The 12,232-nt window shown below is 23.6% G+C and carries 7 protein-coding genes and 1 tRNA gene; 2 read left to right on the top strand and 6 right to left on the bottom strand.

Annotated features, from left to right (window positions below; all coding sequences use genetic code 11):
• Window positions 1-113 precede the first annotated feature (113 nt).
• The 3 genes from atpB to ilvA form a co-directional block, all read right to left on the bottom strand.
• A complete protein-coding gene (atpB, locus tag H7S46_RS01275) occupies window positions 114-932 on the bottom strand; it encodes a F0F1 ATP synthase subunit A (RefSeq protein WP_183043021.1) in 819 nt (272 codons plus the stop codon).
• 169 nt (window positions 933-1,101) lie between these two features.
• Window positions 1,102-1,938, bottom strand: a complete 837-nt coding sequence (locus H7S46_RS01270) for a ferredoxin--NADP reductase (RefSeq protein ID WP_183043020.1) — start codon at window positions 1,936-1,938, stop codon at window positions 1,102-1,104.
• Between the two features lie 26 nt (window positions 1,939-1,964).
• A complete protein-coding gene (gene ilvA / locus H7S46_RS01265; RefSeq protein WP_259645844.1) occupies window positions 1,965-3,533 on the bottom strand; it encodes a threonine ammonia-lyase, biosynthetic in 1,569 nt (522 codons plus the stop codon).
• A gap of 93 nt (window positions 3,534-3,626) precedes the next feature.
• Between ilvA and H7S46_RS01260 the strand changes: the two genes are divergently transcribed.
• Together H7S46_RS01260 and glyS are read left to right on the top strand one after the other, a co-directional pair.
• Window positions 3,627-4,487: a glycine--tRNA ligase subunit alpha gene (locus H7S46_RS01260; RefSeq protein WP_183043019.1), complete on the top strand. Its 861-nt coding sequence runs from the start codon at window positions 3,627-3,629 to the stop codon at window positions 4,485-4,487.
• Between the two features lie 7 nt (window positions 4,488-4,494).
• On the top strand, window positions 4,495-6,471 hold the full coding sequence (gene glyS / locus H7S46_RS01255; RefSeq protein WP_183043031.1) for a glycine--tRNA ligase subunit beta: 1,977 nt from the start codon (window positions 4,495-4,497) through the stop codon (window positions 6,469-6,471).
• On the opposite strand, the gene H7S46_RS01250 is transcribed toward glyS, so the two are convergent.
• The 3 genes from H7S46_RS01250 to nusA form a co-directional block, all read right to left on the bottom strand.
• Window positions 6,431-6,504 (bottom strand) — tRNA-Ile (locus H7S46_RS01250). The genes glyS and H7S46_RS01250 overlap by 41 nt on opposite strands.
• A 2,055-nt stretch (window positions 6,505-8,559) precedes the next feature.
• Window positions 8,560-10,686, bottom strand: coding sequence for a translation initiation factor IF-2 (gene infB, locus H7S46_RS01245; RefSeq protein WP_183043018.1), 2,127 nt, complete (start codon window positions 10,684-10,686; stop codon window positions 8,560-8,562).
• Complete coding sequence (gene nusA, locus H7S46_RS01240) at window positions 10,667-11,983, bottom strand: transcription termination factor NusA (protein WP_183043017.1); 1,317 nt, start codon at window positions 11,981-11,983, stop codon at window positions 10,667-10,669. The genes infB and nusA overlap by 20 nt, the downstream gene beginning before the upstream one ends.
• Between the last annotated feature and the right edge of the window lie 249 nt (window positions 11,984-12,232).

Raw genomic sequence — 12,232 nt, 5'->3', positions numbered from 1 at the left:
TGAGAGGAGTTAAATTGATATGATGTTGAATGTCATAACGGAAGCATAATGTGTAGTGAGGTGAGTGGTATATTAGTTGATTTTATTTAAAATTACTTGCCATACTTTATTTATTAAACATAGCTTTTATTGAAATAAATTATAGTCAACATCATAAAAATAAAAGATTGTAAAGGTATTATTAAAATATGAAACATTCCCCAAACTAAACTTAATAACCATTGGATCCAAAAAGGTAAAAGATTAATTAAAATAAATATAACTTCTGATGCAAACATATTTCCAAATAAACGCAAAGATAAAGATAAAGGTTCAATTAATAAACTAATAACTTCTAAGATTATATTAAACGGTATTAAAAATATATTATTAAAGGGTTTTGTACAAATTTCTTTCATCAAACCAGTTAAACCTTTATTTTTTATAGCATAAAATAATATTATAAAAAAAACACTTATAGCTATACCTGCTGTTATGTTTATATCTGAGGTTGCTAAAATTTTAATATTTTGATCAATATTAAACAAATACAAAATTATATTAACAAAATCAATAGGTAATAAATCAATAAAATTCATTAATAAAATACAAATAAAAATAACTAATGAAAGTGGTCCTATTAATTCATTCTTATATTTAAAATTATTACTTATTATTTTGTTTATTTTTTCAATGATATATTCTACTGCATTTATTAAACCTTTAGGTACAGTATTATAATTTAATAACAACGAACATTTGTAAAAAACAAATAAAAATAAAAAACCCATTATAAAAGAAACAAATATAGAATCTAAATTTATTGCAAAAACACCCATACTTTTTATCTGTTCTATATTTTGTGCAATAATCCACCCCTTTTTTGGATATAACCCAAAAGTTAAATTTTGTAAATGATGTTTAATATATTTCGTATATAATAAATTGTTCATATTATGTTTTATATTTGTGTTTGTGTTTGTTTATTTATTTCTTTCCAAGTTTAATTTACATTAAGTTAGTTTATATTGGGTTAGTTTGTATTGGCTCTTGTGTATTCCCTTCACTGTTTTATTTTTGATGCTTTTGATACGCCTTACTCCTCTCAATAACATAATGGACTCAGATGATTTGAGTCTGCTCTGATTTTTTTATGAGCTGTTTGGCTCTGCCTCTTTTATTTATTTTAAAAGAATATTCAAGCACAAAATCCTTTTGATTATTTATTCGGGCATTTTTAAAACCTAATTTTGTTAAGTATTCTGTAATTTCTTGTAACATATTTTTATTACCGCATAACATTAGCTTATCATATTTAAAATTAATAAAAGGGAACTTTAAATCGCTAAATACTTTTCCATTAATAAGAAGTTCTGTTATTCTACCTTTAGTTAAATATTTTTCACGAGTAGTTGTAGGGTAATAAATTAAATTGTTTTTTATTTTATTATTTAGATTTTTATTATATCTACTTTTTTTGTTAATAAAATGTTTATATGATAATTCATTTATATAACTTACTCCATGTATTAACACGATTTTGTTAAAACGTTTATATAAAATTGGATCTTGTATTAAACTTATAAATGGAGCTAAACCTGTGCCTGTCGCTAAAAGATATAAAACATTACCATTTTGAATATTATCAAGTATTAAAGTTCCAGTTGCTTTTTTACTTATTACTATATAATCACCAATTTTTATATTTTTTAATAATGATGTAAAGCTGCCTTTTTCTATTGTTATTGAAAAAAATTCAAGATAATTGGAATAATTAGGAGTGACGATAGAATAAGCTCTTATTATTAATTTATAGTATTTATTTTTAATTAAACCAATAATTAAAAATTGACCATTATTAAAACGTAACTTTTTATTTTTTGTAGTATAAAAGCTAAATAATTTATGATTCCAATGAATTACATTTAAAATCTTTTCAATACAAAAAAAGTTTTTCACATTTTCTCCATTAATTTAATTTAGTGTTAGTTTAAAAACATTTTATAAGCAATATTATTGCTTTCTTTCCAAAATCTATAACCTAATTTATCTAAATTGTTTTCTATTTGTTGTATCTTATTTTTATATAATTGAATAGCTATTAAAACCCGACTATAAGCATAACCATAATTTCTGTAATGAAATAAAGAAATATTAAAAACTTCAGGTAAACTATTTAAAAATTTTATTAAGGCTCCTGACTTTTCTGGGAATTCAAAACAATATAATTCTTCTTTGTAATTCTTTTTATTTGCAAATAGCTTAAATTTTCCTCCAATTAAGTGACGAATATGTAATTTGATTAATTCATTAGAACTCATATCTCTAACTAAAAAATTAGCCTTACGAATGTTATTAATTACGTTTTTTTTATCTTCAGTGCCTGGTATTATTTTTAAACCGATTAATATATTTGCTTTTTTTTTATTAAAAAACCGATAATTTAATTCTGTAAACCTTTTATTTTTACCTATTAAATTACATAAAACTTTTAAACTTCCAATAGATTCAGGTATTTTAATAGCTAATATTAATTCTTTGTTTTCACCTAAAGCTGTTCTATGTGCTATGTATTGTAATTTGTCAAAATTAATATTTGCTCCAGTATTTACACAAATTAAATTTTTGTTTGTAATATTTTGTTTTATTATATATTTTTTTAAACCAGCTAAAGATAAAGCGCCTGATACTTCTGCTAAAGCTCTTGTATTTTCAAATATATCTTTTACTGCGCAACACATTTCATCTATATTAACAGTTATAATATCATCTACATCTATAAAACTTTTTAATAAGGCAAAAGGTTTGTTTCCAACCCTCGAAACTGCGACTCCTTCAGCAAACATATCTATAGTATTTAAAGTAATTGGATAACCATATTTGATTGCTTCTTTTAAGCAAGCAGAATCTTCTGGCTCTACACCAATTATTTTTATTTTAGGCCTTAAATATTTAAGATATGCTGTTATTCCTGCAATTAACCCACCACCCCCAACAGGAACAAAAATTGCATATATTGTATTTTTATATTGTTTTAAAATTTCCATAGCTAAAGTCCCTTGACCCGCAATTACTTCTGCATTATCAAAAGGAGGTATGTAAGTATAACCATAATTATTAACTAAATTTAATGCATATTTTAAAGAAGAATTGAAATTATCACCTTTTATTAAAACTTCAGAACCTATAGATTGCACGGATAAAACCTTAATCTCAGGGGTAATTTTGGGCATAATTATAATTGATTTAATACCTAATTTTTTAGCAGCCAACGCAACTCCTTGAGCATGATTTCCAGCTGAAGCTGTAATTACACATTGAATTTGTTTATTTTGCAATAAATTTCTCATGCAATTGTAAGCACCTCTAATTTTAAAAGAAAAGATTTGTTGTAAATCTTCACGTTTTATAAATATATTATTTTTTAAAAAGTTAGAAAGTAAAGGTGTAAAAGATAAAGGTGTTACTTTAGCAACTTCATATACTGTTGCTTTAAGTATTTTTTTTACATAATTTTCTAATATCAAATGAGAATTATATTTTATGTGTTTCATATTTCTATATATTTTTATATGTTATGTTGATTTTATGATAAAAAAATGATTCAATTATTATTCTAAATCAAATAAACATCTTTAACAATTATAATGAAAATAAAGAATAATACTATTGAGTATTTAATAGTAATGTTACAAACATTTTGGTCAAAATTTGGTTGTTTAATGTTACAACCGTTGGATATAGAAATTGGTGCAGCTACATTTCATCCTTTTACTTTTTTTAATTCGCTTAATACAAAAAAAGAAATTGTAAAAACATGTTACACCCAATCTTGTAGAAGGCCTAAAGATGGTAGATACGGTAATAAAACTAATAGATTACAACATTATTATCAATTTCAAGTAATTTTTAAACCTTCACCAAAAAATTTTCAACAAATTTATTTAGATTCTTTAAAAATTTTAGGTATAAATTTAAAAATAAATGATATTAAATTTTTAGAAGATAAATGGGAATCACCTAGTTTAGGTGCTTGGGGTTTAGGTTGGGAAGTATGGTTAAATAATATAGAAATTACACAGATTACTTATTTTCAACAAATAGGAGGTATAGATTGTTATCCTGTGACTGGAGAAATTACTTATGGACTTGAAAGAATAGCGATGCATTTACAAAGTAATAATGATTTTTATAATATAAAATGGAATAAGGATATTACTTATGGTGAGATTTTTTTACAAAATGAAAAAGAACAATCAACTTATAATTTTAAGTTTTTAGATAAAAAAAATTTATTAAATAATTTTTTTAAATATGAAAATTCGTGTTTTCATTTATTACAAAAGAATTTAATAATACCTGCTTATGAAACATTATTAAAATCATCACACATTTTAAATTTATTAGATTCTTGTAAATTTATAGATTTTTTAGAGAAAAAAATTTATGTATATAGGGTAAGAACTATGGCGTGTGAAATTGCAAAAAAATATAAAATCAACTTATAACTATGAAATGAATAAATTATTTATTGAAATTGGGTTTGAAAATCTCCCTATAAAATCTAACGACATTATTCCCAACAATCTTCTAAAAATTTTAACCCAAAACTTCAGAACATATTCAAACAAAAACAAAAACAAAAACAATAAAGAAAATTTTTATTTAAAAAAGATTAATATTAAAATATTTACAACAGCCAGACGTATTGCCATACAAATAAAAAATATAAAAAATATTGAAAACAATATAAAAAATATACTTCAATTTGCTATTAAAATATTTTTAACAAAGATTTCAGGGTTAAAACAAATGAGATGGGGAAAAAATCCTTATAAATTTATACGTCCTATAAATTGGTTTATAGTATTATTTAATAATAAAATAATCAAAATCAAATTATTTAATGTATTTTCAAATAGAAAATCTTATGGTCATATAATACATTGTAAAACATATATAAAACTAAATAAAAGTAATGAGTATTTATTTAAATTAAAGTATCCTGGATATGTAATTGTTAATTTTAATTATCGACTTGAACTTATTAGACATATGATTTTATATCTTTCTAATCAACATAAGTTTTTAGTAAATATAGATGAAAATCTTTTAATAAATATCACTCATTTAGTAGAATGGCCCGTAGCAATTGTTATAAAATTCAATAAAATATTTAAAAAACTTCCTAAGGAATTAATTATATTTTTAATTAAATTTAAACAAAAAAGTTTTCATTCAGTTAATCAAGAAAAATTTTTAATAAATAAATACATTGTTATTGTTAATTTAAATAGTTTAAATAAACAAAAATTAATATTCTTGAATGAAATGAACATTAATATTTTTTTTAATGATATTTTACTTTTGGTACTATATGATTTAAAAAGAAAATTATTTGAACGTTTTAAAGATTTAGAAAGAGTAATTTTTCAATATAATTTAGGAACTTTAGCTGATAAAACTCGTCGTATTATTAACATTATTAAAAAATATATTGTTTATATTGGAGGAAATATAAACATTGCTATTAGGGCTGGATATTTATCAAAATGTGATTTTATTACATATTTTGTTAAAGAGTTTAATTTATTTAAAGGATTTATTGGATCTTATTATTCTTTTATAAACAAAGAAAAAAAGGAAATCTATAAAACAATCTACCAACAATATTTGCCAAATCATTATATTAAAAGTTTACCATTTACAAAAGAAGGAATATCCTTATCTTTATCAAATAAAATAGATGATTTAATAGGTTTTTTTTATTTAGGTATTAAATTAAATAATAGTAATGATCTTTTATTTACAAGAAGATTAGCTTATATAATAATAAAAATTATTATCTTTAATGAAAAGAATTTAGATCTAAAAAAATTAATTAAGTATTCTATTGATCTGTATAAAAAGATTTTAAAAAAAACTAAGTTTATAACTGACATATTCTTATTTATCTTAGACAAGATATTAAATTTAACATCAAAATATCAAATAAATAAAACAATATATTGTGCGTTAAAGCATACCAGTTTTTGTCCTTATGATTTATTTAGACGTAGTTATATAATGAATTATTTATTTAATAAGAAGAATATTATATTATCTATAATAGAAATAAATAAAAGAATAATTAATTTTTTAAAGAAATATAAGAAAATATATAACCATAATTTGTTTATGAATTATACAGTTAATGTTAGATATTTTAAAACAAATGCAGAATATAATTTCTTTAATTCAATATTTTTTTTTATACAAACTTATAATAAATTAATAGAAAAAGGTAATTGTAATTATAAAGATATTTTGTATTTATTTTCTACTTTAAATAATAAAATAAACAGGTATATAAAACTTATACAAATCTTTCAAACAAATATTAAGGTAACTAAAAATAATATTTTAATTTTCTTATTGTTAAGAAATATTTTTATCAAAGTAGCTGATTTTATAGGCCTAGTAGGAATTGAACCTACAACACAAGGATTATGAGTCCTCTGCTCTAACCTATTGAGCTATAGGCCTTCATAACATCCCTTTAAAAAAAACTATTACTAAAATAACATACCACAACAACTAAAAATAAAATAACATAACTTAAATTAAATTACACCTCAATCAAACCAACTTAAAATAACTTAAACCAATCAAAACCAACTTAACTTAACTTAAACCATTTAAAACATAACTAAACCATTACACAACCCCACAAACCAACTTAAATTAATACAACTTAATGTAAACCATTACAACACAAACTAAACTATTACAAACCAAAACAATTTAATGTAAAACCAAAAACAAAAACAACACTTCAATTCAAAACACATTAAACCATTACAACACAAACCCAACACATATCAACTTACATCTCATTACACCACATTAATATAAATTTGATTAAATTAAATTACATTACATTAACTTATATTATATTAACTTAACTTAACCTTACACAACATTAACCTAACCTAAACTAAACTAAAACACTTCAAAAACAAAACAAAACAAAACAAAACAATTTAAAACACTTCATATCAACTTAAAACAACATAACATAACATAAAACAAATTAAAACAACATAACATAAAACAATTTAAAACAACTTAAAACAATTTAATTTAAAACAACCTTACACAACCTTACAAAGCACTAATCCAATAACACAAACATACCACAACTTAATGTAAACAAACACAAACAAAAACAATCAAAACACTTCAAACCATTACAAACCAACTTAAATAATAAATAAACTAAACCACAACTTTAAAAAACCAACTTACTTAACCTAACCTAACCTAACCTAACTTAACTTAACTTAACTTACATTACATTACATTACATTAATAACCTTAATTTAATCCAACACTTAATACAAAACATAACACCACAAAACAATCAAAACCACACCACTAAACTATTACATACCACCCCACATCACATCACATCACATCACATTACATTACATTACATTAACTTACATTACACCTTACACTACACTACACTACAACACACTTCAAAGCATCTCAACACAACATTACACAACTTATATTAAACAACACAACAACTTATATTAAAGTAACCTTACAAAGCATTACACTAACAAAATAAAATACCCAAACTTAAAAACAAAAACAAACTTAAACTTAAACTTAAAAACAAACTACACTATTAAGTTAACACATAACATAACATAACATAACAACATTACATTAAAATACATTAATGTAAAACAAAACCATTACAAAATAAATTAAACCACATTACATTAAAGCAACATTACATTACCTTAACTCAATACAAAGTATTACAACTCAACAACATCTCATCTCAACACATAACAAAACATAACATTACATAACAACTTATATTATATTATATTAAAGCAACTCAAATACAACTTATATTACACTACACATAACTAATCCTAAACATATACAACTTGAATTGATTTACACCACATTAAGTTGTTTTACTTACACTACAACACATAACATAAAATAAAATAAAATAACATAACACTTCATCTCATCTCATCTCATCTCAAAGAAAAGCAACACACTTCAAAGCATCTCAACACAACATTACACAACTTATATTAAACAACACAACAACTTACAACACACTACACTACACTTACACTTACATTAACATTAACACATAACCATAACAACTTACATTAATGTAAACAATCAAACACAACTAAATCCAATCCATTACAAAACTTACATTAACTTACAACACACTTACACTAACTTAAAACAACACACTAACTTAAAGTCTAATACAAAGCAAAAAGCAACACATAAAAAAACATAACATAACATAACATAACATAACAACACATATCAACTACAACAACACAACACAACAACACAACTTACAACACATAACATAACATAACAACTTAATACAAGCATAACACCTCACACTTCACCACATAACAAAAACAGACCAAAAAGAAAACAACTTAAAAACAATCAAAAACAACCCATAACACAAATTCTGCTCTTACGGCTCACACCAACATACATAAATGTAATAACGTAAGTTTGTTTCTGAGGTGTAATGTTTTATTACTCAAAAATTTCTATTTTATCGCCTATTTTAACATCATTATAATTACGAATACATACCCCAAATTCCAGACCATTACTAACTTCATTAACATCTTCTTTAAAACGACGTAAGGAATCTACTACACCTTGATAAACAACGAACTTATTTCGAACAACTCGTAGCTTTTTGTTTCGTAATATACTACCTTTTTTAACTATACATCCAACAATTATTCCATTTTTTTTATTAGTTTTAAAGATATCACGAACTTCTGCAATACCAAGGAGTTGGTCAAGTTGTTTAGGTTTTAATTTATTATGTATTATTTCTTTAATACCATCAATTAATTTATATATAATGTTATAAGAAAATAATTTTATATTTTCACGGTCAATAATCTCTCTAGCCTTATTTACTACATGCACATTAAAACCTATTAAAATTGCTTTTGATGTAATGGCTAACTTTACATCATTTGAGTTTATATTGCCAACATTAGCTGATATTAAATTAAGAAAAATTTTATTGTTAGATAATTCATGTATAGAATTAAGCAATGCTTTTAATGTTCCTTGTACATCAGCCTTAAGTACAATATTAATCGTATTAATTTTGTGAAAGAAATTTTGATTAATATTATTTATTTGTTTTTTATTTAAATTGTTTACATAACGAAAGTTAACCACATCACGTGCTTTTTTTTCATCTGAAACTACATTAAATTTCTCACCTGACTCTGGTATACCATTAAATCCAATAATATCAACCGGAATAGATGGACCTACTTTTTCTACAATTTTTCCTAATTCATTTATTATTGCACGCACTCTGCCATAATTTAATCCACATAATAATATATCACCTTTATGTAAAGTACCATTTAACACTATAATTTTTGCCACAGGTCCTTTTCCTATATCAATTCTTGATTCTATTACAACACCTTGACTTGGAGAGTCTAATTCTGTAGTTAAATTTACAAGCCCTGAGATTAAGTTAACAGATTCTAATAACAAATCGATACCTATTCCTGTTTTTGCTGATACAGGAATAAAAGGAGTATCTCCGCCCCATTCTTCAGGAATAAGCCCGTGTTCAGAGATCTGATTTCGAATACGACTGATATCTGTTCCTATTTTATCAATTTTATTAATTGCAACAATAACAGGTAAATTTTCATATTTAGCATGTTCTATTGCTTCAATAGTTTGGGGTTTTAACCCATCAACAGCTGAAACTACTAAAATAACAATGTCTGTGAATTTTACACCATTTGCCCGCATATTTTCAAAAGCTTTATGACCTGGAGTATCTATTAGAGTGATATTCTTTCCTTTATCTAACTTTACATGATATGCTTCTATATATTGAGTAATACCTCCTAATTCTTTATTTACTAATTTAGGTACTAGTTCAGGGTTAGTGTTCGTTTTAGTAAAAGTTTTATTTTTGAGAATGCAATCAATTAAAGACGTTTTTCCATGATCAACATGTCCCATTACAGTAATTATGGGCCAACGTTTAACTTTTTTTCCAAAATGAGGTTTAGTTTTTAATAAATTTTTCTCAATTTCATTACGATTTATAGCTTTTGCTGTGTGCCCTAATTCTTCTACAACTAAACAAGCAGTATCTTTATCAATTTTTTGATTTTTAGTGACTAAAACGCCCATCCTTAAGAAAATTTTTATTAATGATGCTGCTTTTATTGCCATTTTCTTAGCTAAAAATAAAATACTATTTGAGTCATAAATATTTATTTCTCTAATAATATTTTTTGCCTTAGGCAGTTTAAAAGTATGTCTTTTATTAATTAATTTCTTATTAGATTTTATCTTATGATTATCTTTGTTATTTATTTCTATTTTTTCTGTATTAAGTGTATAAAAAGTCTTTTTTTTACATATTTGAACATCAATTAATTTCTTTTCCATAAATATCTTGCTATTTATTTTTCTAGTTAAAGTAATTTTTTTTATACCTTGTTGATAATTTAGATAATTTAATAATATTTGTTTATCTTTTTCTGTTAATAACTTATCTGCCTTTTTATGTTTTACTCCTGCACTTTGTAAATAATTAAGTAACCTCTTTATATCACATCCTATTTTGCTTGCAAAATCTTTAACAGTTATTTCTAACATTATATTTCTCCAAAATAGTTTTTTCTTCTTTCATTGCTAAAATTAGCAATTCATCTTGTGCTCTTGATTTTAATTTTTTTATTACATTTATCTTCAATTCTTTTATTTTTAAAAATTCTTTAATAGGAACATATACAATTTCTTCCAAAGAAGTGAATCCATAATCCACCAATAAAACTGCTATTTTTTTAGCAATATCAAGTTTTAAACTTAAAAAATTTACTTGAGATTTATTTTTTTTATTAGCTTCATTTTTAGTAACCACATTTAACATCCATCCTGTTAGTTCTGATGTTAATTTAATATTTTGTCCACCTTTTCCTATAGCTTTATAATAACTATGCTCCTTAACTACAATTTCCATCTTCTGATTAATTTCATCAATATTTAAAGAAATTATATCTAAAGGAGAAAAAGCGTTAATAACAAATTTTTTATAATTCTTATCCCAAAGTATGACATCTATACGTTCATTATGTAATTCATTAGAAATAGATTGTATTCTTGATCCTCTAATGTCAAGACCTACACAATAACCTGTACCTATTGTTATTGGATCAATATTATATTTAACCGCAATTTTAGCTTTATAGCCTGGGTCTCTTGCAACACTTTTTATTTCTATTAATTCATCTAATATTTCGGGGATTTCTCTTTTTAATAATTCAATTAAAAAAGTCGAACAACATCTTGAAAGTATTAATTTAAAATTACGACTATAGGGAATTACCTTATATAATAATGTGCGTATTCTTTCATTAATATTAAACCGTTCACCTGGAATCATTTGATTCCAAGGTAAAAACCCTTCAGTTTTATCATCTAATTCAATTATTATACCTTCTTTAATTATTTTTTTTATATTCCCACATATTATTTCACCTATTTTGTTACTATAATTACGTATTATCTCAGTATGTTCAGCTTCACGAACTTTTTGTACAATAATTTGTTTTGCAATTTTAACAGCTATTCTACAAAAATTAATATTCTCAATTTTATATTCAATATATTTATTAATTTCAAACTTTTTATTTATTTTTTTAGCAGCAGTATAAGGAATTTCAATAGATGATTTAGTATAAGTTTCATCTTTAACGACTTGCCATCTCCGAAAAGTATCATACTTACCATTTATTCTATTCATTTTAACTATAATATTTACATTTTGTCCTTCAAATCTTTTAATTGTTGCTCCAGATAAAGCTTCTTCAACTGCCTTAAATATACAATGCCGTGACACACCTTTTTCATTATAAATTGAATCAATATTTAATAAGATATCTTTACTCATCATACCTTTCCTGAACTGAAACTAATATATTTAGTAATAAAACAACACATAACAAAACATATCATTACATAACAACTTAATCAAAACAAAAACATTACAAAACAATTCAAAAGACTTCAATCCATTACAATTCAACACAAAAAACTAAACATACCACAACTTTAAACACTAACTCTAACTTTAGTTAATATGTTTTAGTTTGAAGTGTATTTTGTTTGTGTAATGCTTTGTAAGGTTAGGTTAAAGTTAATA

The organism is Candidatus Portiera aleyrodidarum (genome assembly GCF_902713745.1).
Lineage (GTDB): Bacteria > Pseudomonadota > Gammaproteobacteria > Johnevansiales > Johnevansiaceae > Portiera > Portiera aleyrodidarum_D.
This window is presented reverse-complemented; position numbering and strand designations above follow the sequence as displayed.